Below are 24,806 nucleotides of genomic sequence, written 5' to 3' on the forward strand. Positions count from 1 at the left end.
CTTTTAAAAAATAACTTATTTAGTTTTAACGTTGAATTAACTCAATAACATAACAATTTTTTGTCCAATTCTGGGGGAAATGAACCGATGTAAACGCAGTGGTTTTCTCAATTTTTAGAGTCTCGTGAGCAGCAAGCAAAAAGGCTATTCCTTCAATCGCTACTTCAGTGTCAGAACCACTATTAAAAATGAAAATCAGGTCTGCCGAGCTTAAAAAAGTCTGTGCTTCTGTACCATCTACTCTCTGAAAGCGGGCATGAAATTTTGCAGGATCATAAATTAAATTTAAGTCTCGGATTACACCGTCAACCAGTTCACTATGCACCTGACTTTCGCCATGGAAAGCAAAAATATCACCCAACTTTAAAGACTTAGCGGGCAGATCATCGACATGTAATTCAATACCTTTCCCATCAAGTACAGTAATAATTCGCTGCTTATTGGGAAAAATAGAAAATGGTCCAGAAGTTGTCACATCTGCCATCGAAATTCGCCAGTCAAAATCAAGATCACCTTGGCTTCGCGCAATTTCTAAAGTATAGCCTGCCCCATTTTTCCAAAGCATTTTTGTATATTGGTCTGCCTTGAGTACTTCAATCATTGCGTAAATTTGCCTTCGAGATAATAACGACTGCCGGGATAAGTCAGACGGGCACTAGAAATGAGTTGCTTATTGGACCATGTACGACGGCGAATGAGTAAACATGGTTCAGTTTTAGTGATTTTTAGCCACTTACACTCTTGCGGAGATGCTAAAACGGCTTCAACAATATGCTCACCTTCTGTCACAGGTGCTTTTGCCATTAAGTATGCATTTGGAGTAATGGTTTTAAAATCTTGTTGTAGATAATCTGGAATGAGTGCAGCATCAACCAAACGATCTTCGACCTGAACTGGCACATCATTTTCATAATGCACAATAATTGAATGAAACAGCTTTTGCCCTTCACGAGTCTGCATTAATACACTTTGCTCTGTATTTGCATAAATTTGTTCTAAAATTAAAACTTCAGCATGGTGCTTATGGTTTCGTGCAACAATCTCTTCGGCAATATTATTAATTTGAAAAAGTGCAGTTCGGCCTTGCCCTTCAGCAACAAAAGAGCCAACACCCTGTATACGTACCAACAGACCTTCTGTCGTTAACTCTCGTAGCGCACGGTTTACCGTCATGCGACTGCAACCAAGTTGATTGACCAACTCGCTTTCAGAAGGAATTTTTTTATTTACAGCCCAAGATCCTTCATAAATCTTTTGTGAAATCAGTTGTTTGACGCGTTGATATAAAGGAACTGGACTATCAGCTTCAATCGAAAGCTCAGCATGTTCTTGTTTTGATGTTCTGGGCATAACAAATACTCAAAAAGGCAGCAGGCAAAATCATATTTTAGTTGACATGCTATGTATATACAACCACATACAATATGTTAATTTATGAATTAAATAGATTTTAAAAAGTTTAAAAAATAAACATAGCTCAACAAGAGCTAATTTAAAGTTTTATGTAGATAAATTCAAATATATAAAGGTTTTATCAATATTTATTTAATAATTATTTCTGCTATGCCTTTGCCCCATTCAAAGATGAAAAAAGTATGATCCTTTTAGGTTTACGAAATGATGCTTAAAAATTTTATTTAAAATAACTGATCGATAGTATTCTTCTGCCACACAGTATATTAATAAAACTGGAAGCACATCGAATGCGTAATTATAAAATAGATATTCTTCGAGGAATCTCTATCCTTTTGGTTCTTTTACACCATTTTAATATTCCCTATAAACTTAAAGATACATGGTTAGGTTTTAATTTTTTAGGTGAAGCATTTAGTACCTTAATCGCAAGAAACGGAAATTATGGCGTGACCATGTTTTTTGTGATTTCGGGTTTTTTAATTACCCATCACACTTTAAAAAGAGACAAACAATTCTCCGCAATTAACCTCAAACATTTTTATATCCGACGAGCAGCCCGCATTTTACCGTGTCTGGTTTTACTCATTTTAGGCGTAAGTTTACTTGGGTCATTTGACTTAAAACCCTTTATAAACCAAGCTCCCAATGGCATTGAGGTCTCATATCCCTTAACCATATTTGCAGCTTTAACCTTCTGGATGAATATCCTGATCATTAAATTCGGTTGGGTAAACTACGCTTTGGGTGTGTTGTGGTCGCTCTCTGTAGAAGAAGTTTTTTACTTTGTGTTTCCATTATTGTGCCTGTTCACGCGTAGTAATAAGGTATTTATTGCCGTGCTTATTGGAGTAATTTTATACGGACCTTATTTTAGATCGCTCCATTTTGGAGAAGAAAGCGGTGCCTATTTATATCATTATTTTTCGAGTTTTGACGGCATAGCCATTGGTTGCTTAACTGCGATATTTTCTCATACATATCGACCAAATTGGACTTATAAAAAACCTCTTTCTTGGTTCATTATTTTGAGTATGACAGCCCTTTATTTATATGCTCCCATTAAAGAAGTCAGTACATGGGGTATTAGCTTATTTGCTTTTGCCACAGGCTTACTCATTTTGTGTTTTCAACATCCTGCGGGAACGCAAGCGCATAGTCTATTTACAAAAATCATGGTCTGGTTGGGGCAGAGAAGTTATGAAACTTATTTGTTTCATCTGGTTGTGCTGGGTCTGATGAAAGTTGCCTTTATTCCAGCTCAAACTGACTCTAGCATCAAAATTATGCTTTTAATTGGCTATCTGATTCTAACTTTCATCATTAGCGCAGCGATTGAAAAATATTATTCCACCCCGCTTAACAGCTACATTCGAAAGGTTTTCATTAAAGACAAATCATAAAAATAAGCCCCTTTAAAATAGGGGCTTATTTAATTAAGCAATTAACATAGTTTCATCTTCTTGTTTAAAAGGATTCGACCAGTTCTGCCAAGCTTGTGGTCCTAAAGCCATTTCTTCATCACTTAATAAACAACGGTCTAAGCGTTCTATTAAGGCTTGCTCATCCATTTGCATACCAATGAGAACTAGCTCTTGCCTTGCATCACCTGTTTTTGCATCCCAAACCTTTTTAATTTGTTCGATGCTGTCTAAATCACTTGGCCAGTCTTCTTCTGCAACAGCGGCCCACCAATAACCAGCTAAGCCGTGCCGTGCCATTGCGCCCGCTTGCGACCATGAATAAGCCAATGTCGGTTCGGCAGCCAACCAGAAAAAGCCTTTAGAACGTACGACTCCCGGCCATTCAGCCTGTACCAAATCATAAAAACGCTGTGGATGAAAAGGTCGACGCGCACGGTAAACAAAGCTACTGATTCCATACTCTTCGGTCTCTGGCGTATGCTCACCACGCAATTCTTTTAACCATCCCGGTGCTTGTGCTGCTTCATCAAAATCGAATAGCTGTGTATTTAAAATTTTATCTAAAGCAATTTTTCCAAATTGAGCAATTTCAATTCGGGCACGTGGGTTTAATGTCTTTAGAATTGCGGTGAGCTGCTCTTGCTGAGCTTGGTCAATCAAATCAATTTTATTCAGCACAATCACATCACAAAATTCAATCTGATCAATAAGAAGATCGACCACAGTTCGTTCATCTAGTTCACCTAGCGACTCTCCACGTTGCTGTAGTGAGTCCAGAGAGCTGTAATCTTTAAGGAAGTTAAAAGCATCGACTACAGTGACCATGGTGTCGAGTCGAGCAAATTCATTTAAAGAATTTCCATCTTCGTCTTCAAAAGTAAAGGTTTCTGCAACAGGCAACGGTTCTGAAATGCCTGTTGACTCAATCACTAATTGGTCAAAGCGGCCTTCATCGGCTAAACGTCTAACTTCAACCAGTAAATCTTCTCGTAACGTACAACAGATACAGCCATTGCTCATTTCAACCAGCTTTTCATCTGTTCTTGAAAGCTCCGCCCCACCTTCGCGTACTAAAGCCGCATCAATATTCACCTCAGACATATCATTCACAATCACGGCAATACGGCGACCTTCACGATTATTTAAAATATGGTTGAGTAATGTGGTCTTTCCTGCACCCAAAAAGCCAGATAAAACAGTGACGGGAAGCTTGGCAAATGAGTTGGCGATTGCAGTGCGCATGGCTTGATCTCTTTGAATAATATTTAAACTGATCATGGCTGGCCATTTAAATATGACCAGATCACAGACGTAATCTATTTCTAAACCATAATAATGTTATGTTATAACATAACTATTGATCAAGTTTTTATTCCAGTTTTATTTAAGCCAATTCATTTAGTCTTTGAAAAAATTGCTTTTATAGTTACTGACAAATTGAGGTTCTATAGTGATGGTCAGGCCCCCATGAACGGAATCCTTGGCTATCAATATGGATTTGTCCCGAAGCATAAACACCCAGACCCATGTTAAGTGCTTGGCCCTTGGTTTCCCAGAACTGACAAAGTTTAGTTTTAGTTTGTTGAATATTAAACTGGTCTAAATCGGTAGGCTGTTCTGGCCCAATTCGAAAATCCAGCGCTGCATTAAAGACATGTCGAGAAGCATCCGCACCACCAGCACAGCGGTTTAGAGATAAAGCTCGATAAACCGATGTCACTTCAAAATCGTTTATTACCCCATCGTTAACCAATGCTTTTAAGATGCTGAGTGTCGGAACGATATTGGACCAAATCTCGCGTGGAGGCACTGCATAGGGTTCAACTCCACATTTTTGCCAATCTCTGGCTGAACGTAATAATTCATGGTCTGGAATTAAAGTAGCAAGGCCATTTTTTTGCAGAAATTGCTTGTAAGCCTGTACAGATTCTCGATGCTCCCCTGTTGCTAACCATGCAATATAATCCTCAGGTTGTGGCTTTATTTTGCCGACTATCTTTGAAGGTTGAGGCAACTTGGACTGCGGTTGCAAAGGAATTGTTGGCTTGGGTGTTTGAGTACTACACGCTGTGAGAGATAATAAAAGTAAACCTAAATAACGCTTCATAAATATGCTCTATCTTCACCAAAAAAGGGAAAGATGCTCATCATTAAATTCAAGAAATGTTATATTATAACAATAATAAAGTCCTTTAATTTCTGTTGCTAAATTTTAAAAATAAAAAAAGGACGTATGAGATACGTCCTTTTATGGTTGAATCAATCTTACAAATCAGCTTCAAGTGCAGGCACAGGTTGCTCTGCTTTCAGCTTACGACGTTTAAATTGATAAGCCACCATTAAACATAGAATCCACCCAGGAATCATCATGACTGCAATACGCATGTCTGGTGTTAAAGACATTACAACTAAAATGCCCAACATAAACACGATGCAAAGATAGTTGCTAAATGGATACATAAAGCTTGGGAACTTTGTAGTTTGACCTTGGCTTTGCGTGTATTTACGGAATTTTAAATGTGTCCATGAGATTACAACCCAGTTAATCACAATGGCTGCTACAACCAACATCATGAGCAAACCAAATGCTTTTTCAGGGAAAATGTAATTTAACAGCACACATAAAATAGTCACCGCAGCAGAAAGAATCACTGCATTGGTTGGAATACCGCGTTTATTAATATGTGCAAATGCTTTTGGTGCATTTCCTTGTTGTGCAAGACCCAATAGCATACGGCTACTGCAATAACTTGTACCGTTATAAACTGAAACCGCAGCAGTCAAAATCACAAAGTTCAGCAACGTTGCAATGCCTTGGCTATCTAAAGAAGCAAAGACCATCACAAACGGGCTACCGCCTTCAGCCATTTGGTTCCACGGGAATAGCGAGAATAAAACCAAAAGTGTCGCAATATAGAAAATCAAAATACGGTAAATAATTTGATTCACAGCTTTAGGTAAGGTTTTGTCCGGATCACGTGCTTCAGCCGCAGTAATACCAAAAAGTTCGATACCACCAAAAGCAAAAATAATAACCGCCATTGCCATCACTAAGCCTTCAACACCAAATGGGAAAAAGCCACCGAGTGCCCAAAGGTTGCTGATACTGGCTTGCGGACCGGCTGTACCAGTTGCTAGTAAATATGAGCCAAAACCAATCATTGCCAGAATTGCTAAGATTTTTACAATAGAAAACCAGAATTCCATTTCGCCAAAAAACTTAACATGCAGCAAATTAATGCCATTAATTAAGACAAAGAAGGTTAAAGCAGATGCCCACGTTGGAATTTGTGGCCACCAATATTGAATATAAAGACCAATTGCGCTTAGTTCTGCCATACAGACTAGGACATTTAGTACCCAGTAATTCCATCCAGACATGAACCCAGCAAATGGTCCCCAGTATTTGTAGGCAAAATGACTAAAAGACCCACTTACTGGCTCTTCAACCACCATTTCACCAAGCTGACGCATCATTAAAAAAGCAATAAATCCTGCAATTGCATAGCCAAGGATGACCGATGGACCTGCTAATTTAATCGATTGTGATATACCAAGAAAAAGCCCTGTGCCAATCGCCCCACCCAATGCAATAAGTTGGATGTGCCGATTACTCAAACCGTGTTTCAGGTTTCCTTGCTCTTGTGCTGACATATGATTATTCTCATCCTTGTCACGTAATTTTTTTCCAATAAATTACGTATATCATAAATTAATCAAACTTTCATAGAGATTCATGAAAAAATAATTGCGTGACTTTTCTCATGACCGCGAATGAAAACAGAAAATACAAGAAATGACAATTATTATGAAATGTGTAATTAAATTATGTATTGCGTAATTTGATGAATTCAGTATTATAGAGACATGAAGCAATTGGTTGTGCTCGGTCTATATCAAACTCATAAGACAAAAGATGCTCTCAGCAAAGGTTAAAAACTTATCGAGTAGCTCAGTCCTAGACCGAACTTTTATTTGAATAAGACCCGAGATAAAGACAAGGACGCGAAAATGGAACAAAACCTAAATTCTTTTATTGAAGTTTCACCTCAATCAGATTTCACTATTCATAATTTGCCTTATGGTATTTTTAGCAGAACTGCCGAAAGCGAACGCCAAGTCGGTGTAGCTATTGGTGATTGGGTCATTGATCTCGCTGCTCTTGAAAAGCATGGTCTTTTAAAACTTTCAGAACAAGACACCTACTTTAATCAACCGACCCTAAATAAATTTATTGAGTCTGGCAAAGCAAACTGGTCAAAAGTGCGTAAGACACTACAGTCTCTTCTCTCGGCTGATAATTTAACGCTTCAACAAAATGAAGCATTACGTCAGGAAGTTCTGGTTAAGCAAGACAGCGTTACCTTACATTTACCAATTCACGTACCTGGTTACACCGATTTCTATTCTTCTAAAGAACATGCGACTAATGTGGGTTGTATGTTCCGCGACCCAAAAAATGCTTTACTGCCAAACTGGACTGAATTACCTGTCGGTTATAACGGTCGTGCTAGCTCTGTAGTAGTCAGTGGCACTCAAGTCGTACGCCCATCTGGTCAAATTAAACTTCCAAATGAAGAGCGCCCAGTTTTTTCTGCAACGCGTAAACTCGATTTTGAACTTGAAACAGCGTTTATTGTGGGTAAACCAACGCAGCTCGGTCAGCCTATCGCTATTGAAGATGCTTGGGATCATATTTTTGGAATGGTATTGCTGAATGACTGGTCAGCACGCGATATCCAGCAATGGGAATATGTTCCACTCGGCCCTTTTAACGCTAAAACTTTTGCCAGTTCGATTTCACCTTGGGTGGTGACGCTTGAAGCACTTGAACCATTTAAAGTTGAAGGCCCAAAACAAGACCCGAAGCCAATGGGCTATTTACAAGAAAATGTCGCTAATAGTTACGACATTAATTTGAGTGTCGAAATTCAAAGCCCGAAATCGGCACAAGCTGATGTGATCTGTAAAACCAATTTTAAATATATGTATTGGTCTATGTCTCAACAGCTCACCCACCATACCATTGCTGGTTGTAATGTTCAGGTTGGTGACCTAATGGGTTCAGGTACCATTTCAGGTTCTACACCAGATTCATATGGTAGTTTGCTTGAGCTTACATGGAATACAACCAAACCTCTGACACTTGCCAACGGTGAAACTCGTGGTTTCTTACAAGATGGCGATACGCTCATCATGAAAGGCCACTGTGAGAAAAATGGAATCCGTGTCGGCTTTGGTGAAGTGAAAAATACAGTTCTTCCTGCATTAACGTTCGATTTTGCAGAAACTTCGGAGCCTGACTATGAAGCTGTATAGTTACTTTCGTAGCTCTGCAGCCTACAGAGTACGGATTGGTCTAAACATTAAAGGTTTAGCTTATGAAACTGTTCCGGTACATCTAGTAAAAAACGAACAGCAAAGCGAAGACTATTTAAAGTTAAACCCTAGTGCTCTGGTCCCGACTTTAATTGACGGCGATTTAACCTTGTCTCAATCGTTAAGTATTTTGGAATATCTGGATGAACAATATCCAGAAACCAAATTACTCCCAAGAGATGTGCAAGAGAGAGCTAAAGCTCGTGCTTTTGCACAAGCTATTGCCTGTGATATGCACCCCTTAAATAACCTACGGATTCTGAAATATTTAAAAAATGAGTTAAATGTTTCAGATGAGCAAAAAAATTACTGGTATCAACACTGGATTCTTGAAGGTTTTCAAAATCTGGAACAGCAATTACAAAATTCGAATGGCCAATTTTGCTTTGGACACGAAGCAACAATTGCCGATTGCTGTCTGATTCCACAGGTTTACAACGCGAAACGCTTCAAGATTGATTTATCTGCGTTTCCAAAAATTGAATCGATTTATCACCATTGTTTGTCTATCCCAGCCTTTTATAACGCGGCGCCAGAACAACAACCAGATTGGGAATAGTAAAAAGGAGTTTTAATATGACATTTGCCATTAAAAAAATACATCACGTTGCATATCGTTGTAAGGATGCGAAAGAGACTGTTGAGTGGTATAAAAAAATGCTCAACATGGACTTCATTTTAGCTTTTGCTGAAGACCATGTCCCATCAACTAAAGCTTTTGACCCATATATGCATTTATTCTTAGATGCTGGTCAAGGTAACGTTTTGGCATTTTTTGAATTGCCAACTCAACCAGACATGGGCCGAGACGAAAATACCCCACAATGGGTACAACACATTGCTTTTGAAGTTGAAGACTTAAATGCCCTAATGGCTGCGAAGCAACATTTAGAAGAAAATGGCGTGAAAGTTTTGGGTGTAACCAACCATGGCATTTTCCACTCAATTTACTTCTTCGATCCAAATGGCCATCGTTTAGAACTGACTTATAACGATGTGCATGCTGAAGAAAAAATTGCAAAAATTACTGAAGAAATGAAAGCTGAAATGCTAGAGGAATGGAGTAAAACTAAACGTGCTCCACACCACACTCATTTCTTACATGAAGCAGAGTTAGGAACCTAATTTAAAAAGAGCAAACTAAAAAGTCGGCATTGATTAGAATTGTTTAAATGAACGGTTCTATATCAATGCCGATTTATATTATTTAAAACTGCTAAATTTCTAGAAAAACGCGCTATAAATAAGAGTGTCGGGATTTTAGAAAAATTGTTGATTATTAAACATGCCAATTTCGCTAATAGAAAAAGGTGATTTCTATTTCTTACTAGGCTCAGGCATGATGTAAAACGCAGCAATTTCAATTTATGTTTTGATCGTCACTGTTTAACAGCTGAAGTAACTTTATTAAGGGTATTTAAATGATTGAAGAAAAAGTATCTGGGGGGGTTCAATCACTTGAAGTCGGTTTATCTGTACTAAACGCCCTTTTAGAGCACAATCAACCTATTATTCTCAAAGACCTATCGAGCAAGCTAGAAATGCATCCTGCCAAAGTGCATCGCTATCTGGTCAGCCTTATTCGCATGGAATATGCAAAACAACTTGATGATGGGCAATATGCTTTAGGTGATCAGGCATGGCGCTTAGGTCTCAACTGTGTTCAGCATAGCGACACACTACAGCTGGTACAGCATTTAATTTACGACCTACAAAACAAAATTGGTTGCGGCATACAAATTAGTAAATGGTCGCCTAAAGGCCCTGTGGTAGTTCAATCGATTGAATCAAACCACCCTATTTCGATTGTCACTAAAGTCGGCTCAATTATGCCTTTAGTCAATTCTGCTGCTGGACGTTTATTTGCTTCTTATCTTCCAGAGCATTTTGTTCGCCCCTTAATGGAAACAGAATGGCAAAAGCATCAAGAACTTGGTCTTAATATTGCACCACAAAACTGGCAAGCGTTTACAGAGCTTAAAGAAACGATTCGCCAACAAGAAATGTCGGCAGCAAAAGGTGATTTACTAACAGGAATTAATGCAGTGGGTTTACCTGTGTTTAACTCAAATCAAAGCATTGAATTTTGTATCGTCGCACTGGATAGCGAAATGTTTTTACCAGTCGACCCTCACAGTAAAACGATTGAAATCTTAAAAAGTGAAGTGAAGCTCATTAATCAATATATTAAAAGCCGCTAATCAGTAGCCATAAAAAAACCAAGAGATCAAACTCTTGGTTTTTTTAGATCAGAAACAAAGCTCAGCTTATTTTATTTAGTTTCTAGAACACCACGGCGAATCTGGTCACGTTCAATTGACTCAAATAATGCCTTGAAGTTACCCTCACCAAAACCATCATCATCTTTACGTTGAATAAATTCAAAGAAGACTGGACCAATCATGTTCTCAGAGAAAATTTGCAATAACAGTTTCTTCTGACCGTCTTTGGTATTACCGTCTAGCAAAATACCACGCTGTTTTAACTCGTCAGTCGGCTCACCATGCTCAGGTAAACGCTCTGGTAGCATTTCATAATAAGTATTTGGTGGCGGTGTCATAAATTTCAGACCAAGGCCTTTTAACTTATCCCAAGTCGAAATTAAGTCATCACAAATAAACGCGATATGTTGAATACCTTCGCCATTAAAATCAGACAGGAACTCTGCAATTTGGCCGTTTCCTTTGTCCGAATCTTCGTTTAATGGAATACGGATCATGCCGTCTGGCGCTGTTAATGCTTTAGACGTTAAGCCTGTATATTCGCCTTTAATATCAAAGTAACGAATTTCTTGGAAGTTAAAGATTTTTTCATAGAAGTTTGCCCAATACTCCATACGGCCTTTGTAAACGTTATGGGTTAAATGGTCAATTTCGTTTAAGCCTGCACCTACTGGATGTCTTTGAGCATCATCAAAGAAAACAAAGTCATTTTCATAAATATCGCGGTCAACTAAAAAGATTGGCATGCCACCAATACCTTTAATTGCCGGAATGTTGAGCTCCATTGGCCCAACTTTTGAATACATCGGTTCAGCACCAAGCTCTACTGCTTTCTGGAAAGCTTTTGCTGCATCACGTGTTTTAAAGCCCATCGCACAAGCCGATGGACCATGTTCATTAAAGAAGAATGAAGCATAAGATTCTGGCTGATAATTCAGGATAATATTGATATTTCCTTGACGCCATAAGTACGCTTCTTTCGATTTATGCTTGGCTACTTTTGAAAAGCCGATTGTTTCAAAAACTGGATCTAATTCATTTTCTTTTGAAACAAACTCAATAAATGCAAAACCGCATAATTCTAATGGGTTCTCTAAAATATCCATCTAGTTTCCCTCTGGTGATTACCTGTTCCGTTTATCTCTATTGCTGATCAATTCAGCTCCTTTCTCTATAGAATACGTATTTATTGGCAAGGTCTTTGAACCGTCAAAATGCCTTAACCCAACGCATCCTATGAGAAAAAAACGAATCACTAAAACGAAGATATGATGAGCGTGAAGCTTTTGATGATTAATTCCCGTTCCATTTGGTGTTTGTTTTCCATACACACTGTCCTTTCTTATCTAAAAGTACGATTGAGATTTTTCACTAAACCCTTAAAAATCGTCTTTTCCTAAAATCATTTATAGATTTATGGAGACCAACATCCTTGTTGGATCTCCAATGGCCATTTACCTTAAAACAGATGCTACTAAAAACAATTAAATTATGCAATACATAACTTAATTATGAATTGCATAATTTTAGTAATCTTTTAATTTGTCTGTTTTTAAAATGAATTGTCATATTCCATATTCTGTTTATGATTCTTAATCTTCAAAAATCTCACCTGCTTTGAGTTTGGAAAACTATGCTTTTAGTCAGCGCATGTTTAATTGGCGAACCTGTTCGTTATGACGGTAAATCTTGCCTAAATATTTTACTTAAGCAGCTGTTAATCAATAAAAAAGCTCATGCTCTTTGTCCAGAATTATTAGGTGGTTTTACCACTCCGCGCTTACCAGCAGAAATTGTGGGAGGTACAGGACAAGATGTGCTTGATGGCAAAGCAAAAATTACCGATTCATCTGGTTTAGATGTAACAGATTTATATTTAAAAGGTGCCTACCGCACTCTGGAAATTGCACAGCACATAAAAGCAAGCTGTGTCGTCTTAAAAGAAAATAGTCCGTCTTGCGGTAGTCAAAAAATTTATAACGGTACTTTTCAAGGCGAAAAAATTGTGGGAACTGGAATCACCACGGCACTTTTACAGCGCCATGGTTTTGAGGTGATTTCTGAAAACGAGATTGAAGATTGGTTAGCAACCCATCCTCTTTAATGGTTGTCTGCTCACTCAAAATCCTCTTAATTGTTTTCTAAAATGGAAACAGGTGGCACTCAATAGGCAAGCCACTAAATAACTTATAGCTGCCATCCACCAAAAACCATAAACTCCCATCGCAAAAATCGAGATATTCTGCCAATGCAGTCCTTTATAGGCCATCCACCAACCACCGCCTAATCCGAAAAATAACACCACGACCAAGAAAATTAGCATCGGTAAAATCGACACATCCCAACAGCGTAACAAAGAGGTCAATAACGCCATTAAGCCATCTAGAAAATGAAACATACAGACAATCAACAACAAGGATGCAGCCAAAATCTGCACGGCCAAATCATCTGAATACAACGTAACAATTAAGTCCCGCTCCAACCATAAACACAGAGACAGACTGCCACTCACTACCATAATCACCCATATACTTTGTGTGGCAATTTTATCTGCTTCTTCCATGTTCCCGCTGCCCATAGATCGTGACACCAAAATGCTATAAGCCGAGGCAATGGAGGAAGGGATAATAAACATGAACCCTCCAGTGCTCGCGACAATTTGATGGGCTGCTGACACTACACTCCCAAAAGGCAAAATCAGAATAGCAACCGAACAAAATGCAACGACGTCCATCAACGCCATGATTGCTGTCGGTATCCCTATTTTTAAAATCATCCGCAGACTTTGTCGGCTATCGTCAGCCGACTGTTCGGAATGCTCAATAAAGATGTATCCTTTTTCCAAGAAAAACAGGTAATAAACAGCCAACATAAACCACCGTACAATGAGAGTAGCTAACAAAGCTCCTATCGCACCGAGTGGCGGAATTGAAAATGAATCAACACCATAAATTAAAATATAGGACAAAATAATTTTAAGAATGAAGAAAATGCTATCTGATAGTAAAACCTTATGCGCATTTTCAGTGACCTGAGATAAAGCTGTAAATAAACGCATTAGTAAATGCGCAGGTAAAATAAATACCAAAGCCCAAATACAATTTTTAGTAATTGAAATGACATGTTCAGACGCACCAAACAATTTTGGTAAATCACGGAACAAGTAAAGCAAGCCAATACTAATCAATGCCGAACATAACATCAGCCAGATGCCTTGAATAAAAATCTGACGAATACGTGGTATGTCATGGCAACCATAAGCTTCTGAGAGCTTGAGCATCACACCTTGCAGAATCCCCATCCCAATGACATAAATCACTGTATATAAAGATAAGGTCACCGATAATGCGGCTACATGGTCATTACTAAAATGCCCTACATAAGCAATATCAATCAATCCACTTAAAACTAGAATTAAATTGCTTGAGAGCATGGGAATAAATAGTTTAAAAATCTGGTTCATTTAGGAAATGCCTTATTTTTCTTTGCGAGTTATATTCATATTCACGTTATTTTTAGTGCATCAATCCAAAGCAAAAGACATACCAGTTCTAAATTTAACTCCAATAAAATTGTTTTAAATGAAAAGGCCAAACTATCCGTTTGGCCTTCTTTTCTAATTCATGTTTTTTCTACAGTTATTATTTTTTGTGTTTACTCGCCCAATAAGTCGCAAGTGCAGGCCCAGAAATATTGTGCCAAAGGCTGAAAATGGCACTTGGCACTGCTGTAATTGGGGAAGCAGCAAAATGTACCGCTGCAAGAGCAACGCCTAAGCCTGAGTTTTGCATTCCCACCTCAACAGCAATTGCCTTACTGTCTGCATAAGGTAGTTTAAAGAAACGAGCTGCGGTAAAACCTAACAAATACCCAAATCCATTATGCAATATCACTACAGCCAAAATGAGTAAACCCGATTGTAGAATAGCCGCTTTGCTTCCACCAATAATGGCGGCCACAATCGCTACAATTGCAATAACGGAAACTAACGGCATGACTTGAATATAGGACTCGACCTGACGCTTGAGCCATATTCTTAAAATTAGACCAACGACAATAGGAAGCAGTACCACCTGCAAAATTGAAACGAACATAGAAGCTGCATCAATTTTTAGCCACTGACTAGCAAGCAAATAGAAAATAGCAGGTGTTAACACGGGAGCTAAAAGCGTTGAAACTGAAGTACAGGCCACCGATAAAGCCACATTGCCTTTAGCCATATAGGTAATCACGTTTGAAGCCGTTCCACCGGGGCAACATCCCACTAAAATGACTCCAACCGCGATTTCAGGGGGTAGTTGAAATAATTTACATAAGACAAATGCTAAACCCGGCATGACCACAAACTGTGCCACTACCCCAATCAACACCGCTTTAGGACTTTGTAGCACACCTTTAAAGTCGTCTACGGTCATGGTCATTCCCATGCCAAGCATAATAATGCCCAGAATCCATGGAATATAAGCTTTCAGCCAGACAAAAAATTCAGGCTGCCATAGCGCCAATGCTGCAAAAACAATCACCCATAGGGCAAAAGTTTTTTGAATAAATTGGGTAAAGCGCAGTAATGCTGACATACTTTCGTTCCCTAAAAATTAAAATACTAGAGCAATAGACTTAGCGCTCACTCAACAGATCCGTAGACTGAATACGGACAACCCCTTGTTGCTGCATGGTTTGCCATGCCTGTTCTAACGAGCCATTCAGATCAATAGCTTTACAAGCATCTTCAACCACTAAAGTTTTAAAACCTTGTTTAATTGCATCTAAAGCAGTCCATGCCACACAAAAGTCGGTCGCAATTCCAACCACATACACCGTATCAATGCCACGCTCTTTTAAGTAACCCGTTAAGCCAGTCATTGTGGACTGATCTGCTTCCATAAAAGCCGAATAACTATCAATATGAGCATGAAAGCCTTTTCGAATAATGAGCTGAGCTTTGGGAATATTTAAATCAGGATGGAAATCGGCATCTTTGGTGCCTTGTACGCAATGTTTAGGCCAAAGTACCTGAGGTCCATAGGTGAGTTCAATGGTTTCAAATGGCTGCTTGCCCGAATGATTTTGTGCAAAAGATATATGATTATCTGGGTGCCAGTCTTGCGTCAGAACAACATTTTCAAAACAATCAGCAAGTTGGTTAATCGTTGGAATAATTGTGTCGGCGTCAGCAACGGCTAAATTTCCACCCGGTGTAAAACCATTTTGTACATCAACTACGATTAAAGCCGCATTTTGTGGTTGTTTATTCATTTTCATGTCATCTTCAATCCCAACAGGGAAAATTGCATTCTATCTTGCCATAAAAAAAGCCGATATTAAGTAAGGCTCCGTTGAATCGAGCTGTATTGTTATATTTACGAACCCTTCTCACCCCTGCAATACGAATACATCCTATCTTTTCCTCAAGTTTACATAGCGATTATCCGTTAGGCGTATTGTTCTTATGCGTCTGATCAGTCATAATTTGCATAATTGTCATTCAACAATCTGTTATTGTTAGAACTGGACAATCAAAATACTGCAACCATCCCACATTTTGTTTTTCTTACCTCAGATTCGGATGGATAAATAGGATATTTTTAAAAATGACTCAGCAAGCACAGACCATTCAAGGCTCAATCGTCGCAATCGTCACACCAATGTTGAAAGATGGTGGTGTAGATTGGAAGGGTCTTGAGAAGCTGGTTGAGTGGCACATAGAACAAGGTACAAACAGTATTGTAGCCGTCGGTACTACCGGCGAAGCCTCAACATTGAGCATGGAAGAGCACACACAGGTTATTAAAGAAATTATTCGTGTAGCCAATAAACGTATTCCAATTATTGCCGGTACTGGTGCAAACTCAACCCGTGAAGCAATCGAATTAACTAAAGCTGCTAAAGATCTTGGCGCAGATGCAGCCTTACTTGTTACGCCATATTATAATAAGCCAACTCAAGAAGGCCTCTATCAACACTATAAAGCGATTGCTGAAGCCGTAGAATTACCACTTATTCTTTATAACGTACCTGGCCGTACGGGTGTAGATCTTGCAAACGATACAGCTGTACGTTTAGCAGAGATCCCTAATATTGTCGGTATTAAAGACGCAACAGGTGACGTACCTCGTGGTAAAGCTTTAATTGACGCTTTAGATGGCAAGATGGCTGTGTACTCAGGTGACGACGAAACTGCATGGGAACTTATGCTTCTTGGTGCAGACGGCAATATCTCTGTTACAGCAAATGTTGCACCTAAAGCCATGAGCGAAGTATGTGCTGTTGCGATTGCCAAAGATGAACAACAAGCGAAGACGATTAACAATAAGATTGCAAATTTACACAATATTCTATTTTGCGAATCAAACCCAATTCCTGTGAAATGGGCACTACATGAGATGGGACTGATTGATACTGGTATTCGTTTACCACTCACTCCTCTCGCTGAGCAATATCGCGAACCTCTCCGCAATGCCCTAAACGATGCGGGAATTATTTAATAAGAGCAATTTATGATGCAATTACGTCTTGGTTTAGTCCTTGCAGTTTCAGCCTTGAGTTTAGCTGGTTGTGGTCGCTTCGCAATTAATAATCACTCTTTAGATTATAAAAATGCCAAGCAACTTGCCCCGCTTGAGTATCCTGCCGACGCAACTGTACGACCAGCGACACCTTTGTATCCTGCACCAACTGTTGACCAGCTCGCTATCGAGCACGCGCCGAAGTTTGAAAACCAGCGTGGTAACCGTTTTGCATTGCCACGTCCTGAACAAACACAGGATGGCAATGCAACAGCAGATGCATCTGCTCAAACGACGACTGCGCTTGGACGCCCTCAGCTTGTGACCGACGGTAATAAAAACCCATTGTTAAAAGTTGATGGGAATACAACCGAGATCTGGCAATACGCCAAAGCGACATTAAGTACTTTAAATTACAACATCATCGCCCAAGGCAGCAATCAGGCGACGATTAAAGTAAATGACAATACTTATGTGCTTAAGCTGACTGGTGTTGGTTCTAGTCATACTCTTGCTCTATTTAATGTAGACAACACTTTTGCAAGTCCAGATGTGGCTGCTGAAGTGTTAAACCAGATTTACCAAAATTGGCCAGCCTAGTCGTTTACTAGGCATTTTTTTTAAAAAGGTTCCCTCATGTTAAAACAAACCTTGCTCTATACTGGTAAAGCAAAATCTGTATATGAAACAGACAATGCCGACCATCTGATTTTAGTCTTTCGTGATGATGCCTCTGCGTTCAACGGCGAAAAAATCGAACAGCTAGATCGTAAAGGCAAGGTGAACAACCTTTTTAACGCCTTCATCATGGAAAAACTTGCTGCTGCGGGTATTGAAACGCATTTTGAAAAATTGCTTTCTCCAACTGAAGTGCTTGTTAAAAAACTTCAAATGATTCCTGTTGAATGCGTAATTCGTAACTACGCAGCTGGTTCTCTATGCCGTCGTTTAGGTGTAGAAGAAGGTAAAGAGTTAACTCCTCCTACATTTGAATTGTTCTATAAAGATGACGGTCTAGGCGACCCAATGGTTAACGAATCTCAAGCGATTGCTTTAGGTTGGGCGACTGCTGAACAATTAGAGCAAATGAAAGTGTTAACTTACCAAGTAAACGATGTCTTAAAAGCATTATTTGCTGAAGGCAACATGATTTTGGTGGACTTCAAGCTTGAATTCGGTGTTTTCCATGACCGTATCGTGCTTGGTGATGAGTTCTCTCCAGACGGTTGCCGTCTATGGGATAAAGACTCTAAGAAGAAACTCGACAAAGACCGTTTCCGTCAAGGTTTAGGCGGTGTTGTTGAAGCTTATGAAGAAGTTGCTGCTCGTTTAGGCGTAGATTTATCTGCTCTCTAATCGTTCAAACTTCATGAAAAACCGGGTCTTAGCCCGGTTTTTTTACATTAGGTACTTTAGAAAATAAATAATGTAGACAGATTTGTCTATTAAAATAAATTAGCACTTGCACAAACCTAAATTTAAACACTAAAATCTAAAAAAACATTAAGCACTTCACAATAATTAAATTTAAAACCAGGGTAGACCTATGGAAATATCTAAGCTTGAAAAGAGATTAATGAATCATCCAATCCATTTTGGTGAAAATCCTTTGGTGTTATTAACGAACTTTAGCAGCTCAGCCTTAAAACAAGGCTGGACTCAGGCAGAAGTTGAATCAGTAATTTCCAAGGCTTCTCAAGGCGATTATATGGCGCTTATTCGCACCTTAAGAGCCTACACCTTTAGCTAGTATGGCTGCATAATTTGCTGCAAGCGCCCACCTTCCACCTCATGCTTATTTCTTGCAGGCTCATAGCTTCCCTTTAATTCAGGCGGCAAATCATCTTGTAGCACAAAGTGCTCTCAATCTTCCTTTGTATCTGGGCTGATTGCTCTTGTTCATGCATTATTTTTGCTTCTTTGCTACGCTGCATCATTCAATTTATAAAAAGACACACAAAGCTGTTAGGAATAGACTGGATTTATCCTGAACTCTGCCTTAACAATAAATAAAAATTAGAAATATAAAATATTTATTCAGTGAGGAGTAAACCTGATGGATCATAAAATAGAGGAAGAAAAAGTCGATCAAACCTTAAGTTGGCGTGAAAAAATAGCGGTTGAAGAACATGAGAAGCTGTCACCCCGTCTGGTCTATGAAATTATCCGTCGTGATGGCGCCGAGGAACTGGATCGCCCGACGGCTGCGCTGATCTTTTCAGGAATTGCTGCAGGTCTGGTTATCAGTTTTTCATTTGTATTTAAAGCGATTATTGCTTCTTATCTCCCGACTGATGCGATCTGGACCGATTTAATCACCAATATCGGTTATACCATTGGGTTCCTGATCGCAATTTTGGGTCACATGCAGCTCTTTACCGAGAATACCATCACCACAGTTGTACCTTTATTCAAGCCCTTTACCTTCGATAAATTACGAGCAGTAGGCCGCTTATGGGGGATTGTGATTCTATGCAATGTGATTGGAACAGGTTTAGCGAGTTTATTTTTCCTAACTACTCACCTGTTTACTCCCGGTATTGACCAAGCACTCGATGAGCTAGCCCATCATGTTGCTTCCTTTACTGCGACCCAGAATATGCTCAAAGGTATTATGTCAGGGCTATTAATTGCAGCATTGGTCTGGATGTTACCTTCAGTCAGCAATAAGTTCCTGCTCATCTTTTTCATGACTTATCTGATAGGACTAGGTGACTTTACCCATGTAGTAGTTGGCTCTACCGAAATGTCCTATCTCGTCTGGCAAGGAGAGGCTTCCATTAATGAATATCTGTTTACTTTTCTAGTCCCAACCACCATTGGCAATATTATTGGTGGTACAGGCGTGTTCACGCTACTGATTTATGGTCAGGTGACTGAAGAGCTGGAACAGCATGATCATCGTTAGGTGCAGCTTGATAAAACGAATAGGTTATTACTGTTCTTGCTGCCATCTTCGTTGTTGCAAGCGTTCACCTTCAACTTCACGCTTGTTTCTCGCAGACTCGTAGAGTTTGGTTCCCTTTAACTCAGGCGGCAAATAGTCTTGCAGCACAAAGTGCTCAGGATAATCGTGAGGATAGAGATAATTAATTCCATAACCCTGTTGCTTCATGAGCTTGGTTGGTGCATTTCTTAAATGTAAAGGCACAGGTAAATTTGCAGTCTTATCAGCAAGTTCCAAGGCCTTATTAATCGCTAAATAAGTACTATTACTCTTTGCACTCGTTGCTAAATAAACCGCCGTTTGGCCCAGAATAATTCGAGCTTCAGGCATACCTACCGCTTGTACTGAACGAAAGCACTCACCAGCAAGTAATAATGCATTCGGGTTAGAATTTCCAATGTCTTCCGAGGCTGCAATCAACATACGTCTAGCAATAAAAACCGGATCTTCTCCGCCTTTGAGCATACGTGCCATCCAATACAAGGTTGCATCTGGATCACTGCCACGAATCGATTTAATGAAGGCAGAAACTAAATCGTAATGCTGTTCCCCAGATTTGTCATAACGTGCAATATTTTGCTGTGCTACTTTCACCACAACCGCATTAGTAATCGTGTTTTCAATCTCTGGTTCAAATGTACTGGCAATCAGATCAAGTAAATTAAGCGCTTTACGGGCATCACCAGCAGCGAATTGAATGAGAGCATCATATTCTTCAATATGAATATAGCGTTCTTTTAAAAATTTATCGGCTTGAAGTGCATTATTAATGAGAGTCTGGATCGCCTCACTGTCTAAACTGTTTAAGGTATAAACCTGACAGCGTGATAAAAGCGCACTATTCACCTCAAAAGACGGGTTTTCGGTGGTTGCTCCAACTAAGGTAATTTTACCTTTTTCAACTGCACCCAATAAAGCATCTTGCTGCGATTTATTAAAACGATGAATTTCATCAATAAAAACCACAGGTGTCAGTAAATCACCACTTTCTGCAATGACTTCACGTAATTCTTTTACACCCGTATTCAGCGCAGATAAGCTCACAAATGGGCGGTCTATCGCCTGAGCTAACAGCAAAGCAATTGTGGTTTTACCAACTCCCGGTGGCCCCCAAAAAATAATAGAAGGTAAATGACCCTGATCAATCATTTGACGCAGTGGTGCATTCTCACCTAATAAATGATCTTGCCCAATAATTTCAGACAAGTCTCTCGGGCGTAGGCGTTCGGGAAGTGGAATATGGGTGTCTGACATTTCAAATAGCTTTATCGTCTTTTATCTATAGTCTATTGTGTCTCACAGAAATCTACAATTTGAATCTATGAGACACAGCCTTTATTTACAGGCGGTTTTATCGCCTTAAGATGCTTTCTTACTCAACCTAAGTAAGCGTGCCTTTGGACCATCTTCAATGACCCAAATCGAACCATCTTGTGCTTCATGCAAACCACGAATACGTTGCTTCATATCTAGTCTTTGCACTTCTTTCACAGGTTTATGCTGTAAATCCACAACAATAATCGCTTCGGAAGATAAGCCTCCAATTAAAGCCTTATTTTGCCATGCCGGAAATTGTTGTCCGCGATAAATGATCAAACTCGACGGAGAGATTACAGGAGTCCAGTCAATTTCAGGTGCTTTAAATTCTGGGCGAGTGTGATGATCTGGAATAGGTTGGCCCGAATAATGATCTCCATTTGAAACGATTGGATAACCATAATTTTCACCTTTTGTGATGATATTAAGCTCATCACCACCTTTCGGGCCCATTTCAACAACCCATAGTTGCCCTTGAGGGTCAAATGCCATGCCTAACGGATTACGGTGTCCAAGCGACCATATTTCAGCTGTTACCCCGCCTTGCTGATAAAAAGGGTTACCTGTGGCCGCTGAGCCATCATCATTTAAACGCAAGATTTTACCCAAGTTACTTTTCATGTTTTGAGCAGGATCAAACTTTTGTCGTTCACCTGAACTCACCCAAAGTTTTCCATCTGCCCCAAAAACCATGCGATGCCCATAATGGCCTTGACCTGAAACTTTGGGTACTTGCTGCCAAATCTGCTTCACATCTGTAAGTTTAGGTTGATTGGGGTTGGACAAATCTAATTTTGCACGTGAAATAACTGCTCCATAACCACCTTGTCCTTTGGTTGCATAGCTCAGATAAATCCAGTAGTTCTTCGCAAAGTTGGGATGTAAAGCTACATCACCCAAACCACCTTGCCCACCATAACTCACTGGAGGTACTCCTGAAACATCCAGCATTTGCTTATTTTTAGGATTAAAAATTTTTAATTTACCTTGGCGCTCCGTCACTAATAAACGCTGATCTGGCAAACTTGCTATTGCCCAAGGCTCATCAAAATGTGCAACTGTTTCAACCTGATAAGATTGTTTGACTGAATTAGACTGTTCTGTTTTAGCAGAGGTGTTTTGTTCAAGATTTTTTGAATTGGTATTATTAGAACCACAAGCCATTAATAAAAAAAAGCTACTACATAATAACGGGGCTGCTAGTCGTCTCATCATTTTTATCTCCTTTTGTTTTTATTGTTATATAACGGAGATGAGCAAAAAATTTACGATAAAAGTGTTACTTTATTATACGCTGTAATTAGAAATGCCATGCCGATCTGTTTAACGTACCCAACGTACAACGTAATCTTCAAGATCATCTTCATGGACATCAACTTCAGAAATACAACGTCCTGCAACCGACTTTTTCGCATTCATCACGCTTTGTCGAGAACCTGTATTTAAATAGTGCCAAGAAGGTAAATTTTTGCCTTCATTCAAGCGTTTATAGGCACAGCTTGATGGCAACCAGTGAATTGTTTTTAAAGACTCTGGGGTTAATTGCAAACAGTCAGGCACTTGCTGCTGACGATTTGGATAATCGGTACAACGTCCTGTATCACAATCGAGTAACTTACAAGCCACTTTGGTGTACGCGACTTCATGCGTATCTTCATCTTCTAGCTTTACCAGACAGCATAAACCACACCCGTCACATAAAGCCTCCCACTCAACCTGAGTCAGTTGCTCAAGCGTGTAATTTTTCCAAAACAATGGACGAAGTGAGGTCTCGGTAGACATAATTTTTTAGCAGCAGATGAGATAAAACAGTATCTAAGTATAGCATTGAAGTGATCTGTACGAAAAAAGAAGCTGTATTCCTAACATCACAAAATGATTGTTTAATATACATTTCAACCACATAAACGACACATTCGGTGCAAAAAACACCCTATATAGTTAAAGGACAATGAAAAATAAGTAGGAGGACAGCATATGTTCCGTTGGGCAATAATTTTTGCAGTGATTGCACTCATTGCCAGTCTATTAGGGTTTGGTGGTGTTGCAGGGTTATCTAAAGACTTTGCCGTGATTTTATTAGTTATAGCTGTAATTCTTGCTGTAATTGGGTTCATTTCGCGAGGCAGGACTTAATTTAATCATGACCATATATAAAAAAGAAGGAACCAGTTTCCTTCTTTTTTTATTGCAAAAAATTTTCTAACTTTTTCTTTTGATGTAGATTCTTACATAGTTATTTATATTACTTTATTTTTTTATGCTTTAATCAAGCGTGTTTAAATCTCTTTAAATTTCAGGATTAAGGTTATGAGTACAGCAATTAAAACCCGTGAAATTCAATATACTGCACCAGATGGCAGCCATTTAATTGGTTACTTTGCTGCTCCAGATAGTGAAACACCTGTTGCGGGTGTGATTGTTGCTCCTGAATGGTGGGGCCGTAACGAATATACCGAACAACGTGCGCGTGAGCTTGCTGAACATGGTTATGCTGCGCTTGCAATTGACATGTATGGTGATAAAAAAGTCACAACTACTGCAGCTCAAGCCTATGAATGGATGATGCAGACATTTGAAAAATTAGACACTGTCACCACTCGCGCAAATGCTGGTCTTCAAACTCTTGCAGCCCAACCAGAAGTAAACGGTGAAAAACTGGCTGCAATTGGCTTTTGTTATGGCGGTAAAGTGGTATTAGACCTTGCTCGCTCAGGTGCTCCCCTAAAAGCAGTTGCAACATTCCATGGCACGCTAACACCTAAGGCACCTGCTCAAAAAGGCAGCATTCAAGGTGAAGTTTTAGTACTACATGGTGAACTAGACAGCATGGTCACCTTAGAAGATGTTGCTAATTTTGAAAAAGAGATGCAAGCTGCTGAGGTTAAACACGAAGTAGTGGTTTTAAAAGGTGCTAAACATGGCTTTAGTAACCCGCTTGCAGATGAAAGAGCTAAAGCGAACGGTGTAGACCTTGGCTACAATAGCGAAGCGGAAAAACAAGGCCTTGCTAAAATGTACGCTTTATTAGAACGTACTTTAAAATAAAAGAAGCGAATTTGGAGCAAATTGTTTATTTGCATTTGCTCCCTTAAATGTTTATAACTTTGCAATATTTTTACTGTATTTTTTAAACCATACTTCAATAACTATACTCCCGTTGAGCTAGAGCAAAGCCTAGTCTTATTTCCCGCACTCGGGGTTTAATGGAATAACATGAGAGGATACAACAATGACTGACAAGAAATGTCCGTATTGCGAATTTGATGAATATGACATCATTGATAAGAATGAATTTGCTGTAATTTTACCTGATTCTAATCCGCTATCTAAAGGCCACTGTGTGGTAACCCCACTACGCCATGTTCGTTCTTTTTTTGACATCACTTCTAAAGAACACCAAGGCTTGCTTACACTTCTTGAAATTGCACGCCACGAAACGCAGCTTCGCCATCAACCAGACGGTTTCCATATTAGCTTCAATGATGGTGAAGTGTTCGGACAAAATTCAGATCATTTCCACATTCATGTCATTCCGTACTACAAAAACCAGCCGTTGAAACTTGATCAGCGTTGGGGTGTACAAAAGGATTAATCC

General features: G+C 39.3%; 26 protein-coding genes and 1 pseudogene. 14 read left to right on the forward strand and 13 right to left on the reverse strand.

What is annotated here, in order from left to right:
- Positions 1-25 precede the first annotated feature (25 nt).
- Both ACPF64_RS03765 and hutC read right to left on the reverse strand, forming a co-directional pair.
- On the reverse strand, positions 26-601 hold the full coding sequence (locus ACPF64_RS03765; RefSeq protein ID WP_426455613.1) for a HutD/Ves family protein: 576 nt from the start codon (positions 599-601) through the stop codon (positions 26-28).
- Positions 598-1,350 (reverse strand): histidine utilization repressor, encoded by a 753-nt coding sequence (hutC, locus tag ACPF64_RS03770; protein ID WP_426455614.1) that lies wholly within the window; start codon positions 1,348-1,350, stop codon positions 598-600. Before hutC ends, ACPF64_RS03765 begins: the two co-directional genes overlap by 4 nt.
- A 353-nt stretch (positions 1,351-1,703) precedes the next feature.
- On the opposite strand from hutC, the gene ACPF64_RS03775 reads away from it, so the two are divergent.
- Positions 1,704-2,816 carry an acyltransferase family protein gene (locus tag ACPF64_RS03775; RefSeq protein WP_426455615.1) on the forward strand — a complete coding sequence of 371 codons (1,113 nt, stop codon included), beginning with the start codon at positions 1,704-1,706 and terminating at the stop codon, positions 2,814-2,816.
- A 33-nt stretch (positions 2,817-2,849) separates the two neighbouring features.
- On the opposite strand, the gene zigA is transcribed toward ACPF64_RS03775, so the two are convergent.
- The 3 genes from zigA to ACPF64_RS03790 all read right to left on the reverse strand — a co-directional run bounded on the left by zigA (position 2,850) and on the right by ACPF64_RS03790 (position 6,491).
- Positions 2,850-4,115 (reverse strand): zinc metallochaperone GTPase ZigA, encoded by a 1,266-nt coding sequence (zigA, locus tag ACPF64_RS03780; RefSeq protein ID WP_426455616.1) that lies wholly within the window; start codon positions 4,113-4,115, stop codon positions 2,850-2,852.
- 148 nt (positions 4,116-4,263) lie between these two features.
- The gene (gene zrlA / locus ACPF64_RS03785) at positions 4,264-4,944 is read right to left on the reverse strand and encodes a D-Ala-D-Ala carboxypeptidase ZrlA (RefSeq protein ID WP_426455617.1); all 681 of its coding nucleotides are present in this window, start codon (positions 4,942-4,944) and stop codon (positions 4,264-4,266) included.
- A gap of 158 nt (positions 4,945-5,102) precedes the next feature.
- Entirely contained in the window at positions 5,103-6,491 is a 1,389-nt protein-coding gene (locus ACPF64_RS03790) for an amino acid permease (RefSeq protein WP_004640132.1), read from the reverse strand.
- 357 nt (positions 6,492-6,848) lie between these two features.
- Here ACPF64_RS03790 and fahA point away from each other — a divergent pair, with 357 nt between their 5' ends.
- From fahA to ACPF64_RS03810, 4 genes are all read left to right on the forward strand, one after another.
- A complete protein-coding gene (gene fahA, locus ACPF64_RS03795; protein ID WP_426455618.1) occupies positions 6,849-8,156 on the forward strand; it encodes a fumarylacetoacetase in 1,308 nt (435 codons plus the stop codon).
- Positions 8,143-8,775, forward strand: coding sequence for a maleylacetoacetate isomerase (gene maiA, locus ACPF64_RS03800; RefSeq protein WP_202743227.1), 633 nt, complete (start codon positions 8,143-8,145; stop codon positions 8,773-8,775). Before fahA ends, maiA begins: the two co-directional genes overlap by 14 nt.
- A gap of 17 nt (positions 8,776-8,792) precedes the next feature.
- Positions 8,793-9,341 (forward strand): VOC family protein, encoded by a 549-nt coding sequence (locus ACPF64_RS03805; RefSeq protein WP_004790185.1) that lies wholly within the window; start codon positions 8,793-8,795, stop codon positions 9,339-9,341.
- A gap of 296 nt (positions 9,342-9,637) precedes the next feature.
- On the forward strand, positions 9,638-10,417 hold the full coding sequence (locus ACPF64_RS03810; RefSeq protein ID WP_045126127.1) for an IclR family transcriptional regulator: 780 nt from the start codon (positions 9,638-9,640) through the stop codon (positions 10,415-10,417).
- 71 nt (positions 10,418-10,488) lie between these two features.
- Here ACPF64_RS03810 and hppD read toward each other — a convergent pair whose 3' ends face one another.
- On the reverse strand, positions 10,489-11,544 hold the full coding sequence (gene hppD / locus ACPF64_RS03815; protein WP_005037867.1) for a 4-hydroxyphenylpyruvate dioxygenase: 1,056 nt from the start codon (positions 11,542-11,544) through the stop codon (positions 10,489-10,491).
- 527 nt (positions 11,545-12,071) lie between these two features.
- Here hppD and ACPF64_RS03820 point away from each other — a divergent pair.
- Positions 12,072-12,542, forward strand: coding sequence for a DUF523 domain-containing protein (locus ACPF64_RS03820; protein WP_426455619.1), 471 nt, complete (start codon positions 12,072-12,074; stop codon positions 12,540-12,542).
- Positions 12,543-12,557: 15 nt separating this feature from the next.
- On the opposite strand, the gene ACPF64_RS03825 is transcribed toward ACPF64_RS03820, so the two are convergent.
- The 3 genes from ACPF64_RS03825 to pncA form a co-directional block, all read right to left on the reverse strand.
- The gene (locus tag ACPF64_RS03825; protein ID WP_426455620.1) at positions 12,558-13,901 is read right to left on the reverse strand and encodes an MATE family efflux transporter; all 1,344 of its coding nucleotides are present in this window, start codon (positions 13,899-13,901) and stop codon (positions 12,558-12,560) included.
- Positions 13,902-14,079: 178 nt separating this feature from the next.
- Complete coding sequence (locus tag ACPF64_RS03830; RefSeq protein WP_426455621.1) at positions 14,080-15,015, reverse strand: bile acid:sodium symporter family protein; 936 nt, start codon at positions 15,013-15,015, stop codon at positions 14,080-14,082.
- Between the two features lie 40 nt (positions 15,016-15,055).
- A complete protein-coding gene (gene pncA, locus ACPF64_RS03835) occupies positions 15,056-15,700 on the reverse strand; it encodes a bifunctional nicotinamidase/pyrazinamidase (protein WP_426455622.1) in 645 nt (214 codons plus the stop codon).
- 329 nt (positions 15,701-16,029) lie between these two features.
- On the opposite strand from pncA, the gene dapA reads away from it, so the two are divergent.
- From dapA to ACPF64_RS03855, 4 genes are all read left to right on the forward strand, one after another.
- On the forward strand, positions 16,030-16,923 hold the full coding sequence (gene dapA / locus ACPF64_RS03840; protein WP_005037855.1) for a 4-hydroxy-tetrahydrodipicolinate synthase: 894 nt from the start codon (positions 16,030-16,032) through the stop codon (positions 16,921-16,923).
- 15 nt (positions 16,924-16,938) lie between these two features.
- Positions 16,939-17,544, forward strand: a complete 606-nt coding sequence (locus ACPF64_RS03845; protein WP_209831881.1) for a lipoprotein-34 precursor (NlpB) — start codon at positions 16,939-16,941, stop codon at positions 17,542-17,544.
- A gap of 36 nt (positions 17,545-17,580) precedes the next feature.
- Positions 17,581-18,300 carry a phosphoribosylaminoimidazolesuccinocarboxamide synthase gene (gene purC / locus ACPF64_RS03850; RefSeq protein WP_004790203.1) on the forward strand — a complete coding sequence of 240 codons (720 nt, stop codon included), beginning with the start codon at positions 17,581-17,583 and terminating at the stop codon, positions 18,298-18,300.
- A 190-nt stretch (positions 18,301-18,490) separates the two neighbouring features.
- On the forward strand, positions 18,491-18,694 hold the full coding sequence (locus tag ACPF64_RS03855; RefSeq protein WP_005037849.1) for a hypothetical protein: 204 nt from the start codon (positions 18,491-18,493) through the stop codon (positions 18,692-18,694).
- Here the strand turns inward: ACPF64_RS03855 and ACPF64_RS03860 are convergent.
- A pseudogene (locus tag ACPF64_RS03860) lies at positions 18,691-18,807 on the reverse strand (hypothetical protein); the annotation flags it as partial. The gene ACPF64_RS03855 and the pseudogene ACPF64_RS03860 overlap by 4 nt on opposite strands.
- Before the next feature lie 193 nt (positions 18,808-19,000).
- Here ACPF64_RS03860 and ACPF64_RS03865 point away from each other — a divergent pair.
- Positions 19,001-19,852: a formate/nitrite transporter family protein gene (locus tag ACPF64_RS03865; protein WP_056481961.1), complete on the forward strand. Its 852-nt coding sequence runs from the start codon at positions 19,001-19,003 to the stop codon at positions 19,850-19,852.
- A 27-nt stretch (positions 19,853-19,879) separates the two neighbouring features.
- On the opposite strand, the gene ACPF64_RS03870 is transcribed toward ACPF64_RS03865, so the two are convergent.
- The 3 genes from ACPF64_RS03870 to ACPF64_RS03880 all read right to left on the reverse strand — a co-directional run bounded on the left by ACPF64_RS03870 (position 19,880) and on the right by ACPF64_RS03880 (position 22,990).
- Entirely contained in the window at positions 19,880-21,145 is a 1,266-nt protein-coding gene (locus ACPF64_RS03870) for a replication-associated recombination protein A (RefSeq protein ID WP_003654262.1), read from the reverse strand.
- Positions 21,146-21,250: 105 nt separating this feature from the next.
- Complete coding sequence (locus ACPF64_RS03875) at positions 21,251-22,423, reverse strand: PQQ-dependent sugar dehydrogenase (protein WP_426455623.1); 1,173 nt, start codon at positions 22,421-22,423, stop codon at positions 21,251-21,253.
- 108 nt (positions 22,424-22,531) lie between these two features.
- On the reverse strand, positions 22,532-22,990 hold the full coding sequence (locus ACPF64_RS03880) for a YcgN family cysteine cluster protein (protein WP_426455624.1): 459 nt from the start codon (positions 22,988-22,990) through the stop codon (positions 22,532-22,534).
- Between the two features lie 195 nt (positions 22,991-23,185).
- On the opposite strand from ACPF64_RS03880, the gene ACPF64_RS03885 reads away from it, so the two are divergent.
- From ACPF64_RS03885 to ACPF64_RS03895, 3 genes are all read left to right on the forward strand, one after another.
- On the forward strand, positions 23,186-23,344 hold the full coding sequence (locus tag ACPF64_RS03885) for a DUF1328 domain-containing protein (protein WP_000490267.1): 159 nt from the start codon (positions 23,186-23,188) through the stop codon (positions 23,342-23,344).
- 174 nt (positions 23,345-23,518) lie between these two features.
- Positions 23,519-24,256, forward strand: coding sequence for a dienelactone hydrolase family protein (locus ACPF64_RS03890; RefSeq protein ID WP_426455625.1), 738 nt, complete (start codon positions 23,519-23,521; stop codon positions 24,254-24,256).
- Between the two features lie 184 nt (positions 24,257-24,440).
- Complete coding sequence (locus ACPF64_RS03895) at positions 24,441-24,803, forward strand: HIT family protein (protein WP_005037836.1); 363 nt, start codon at positions 24,441-24,443, stop codon at positions 24,801-24,803.
- Positions 24,804-24,806 lie beyond the last annotated feature (3 nt).

The sequence above is a fragment of the Acinetobacter sp. KB005 genome (assembly GCF_049949095.1).
GTDB lineage: Bacteria > Pseudomonadota > Gammaproteobacteria > Pseudomonadales > Moraxellaceae > Acinetobacter > Acinetobacter calcoaceticus.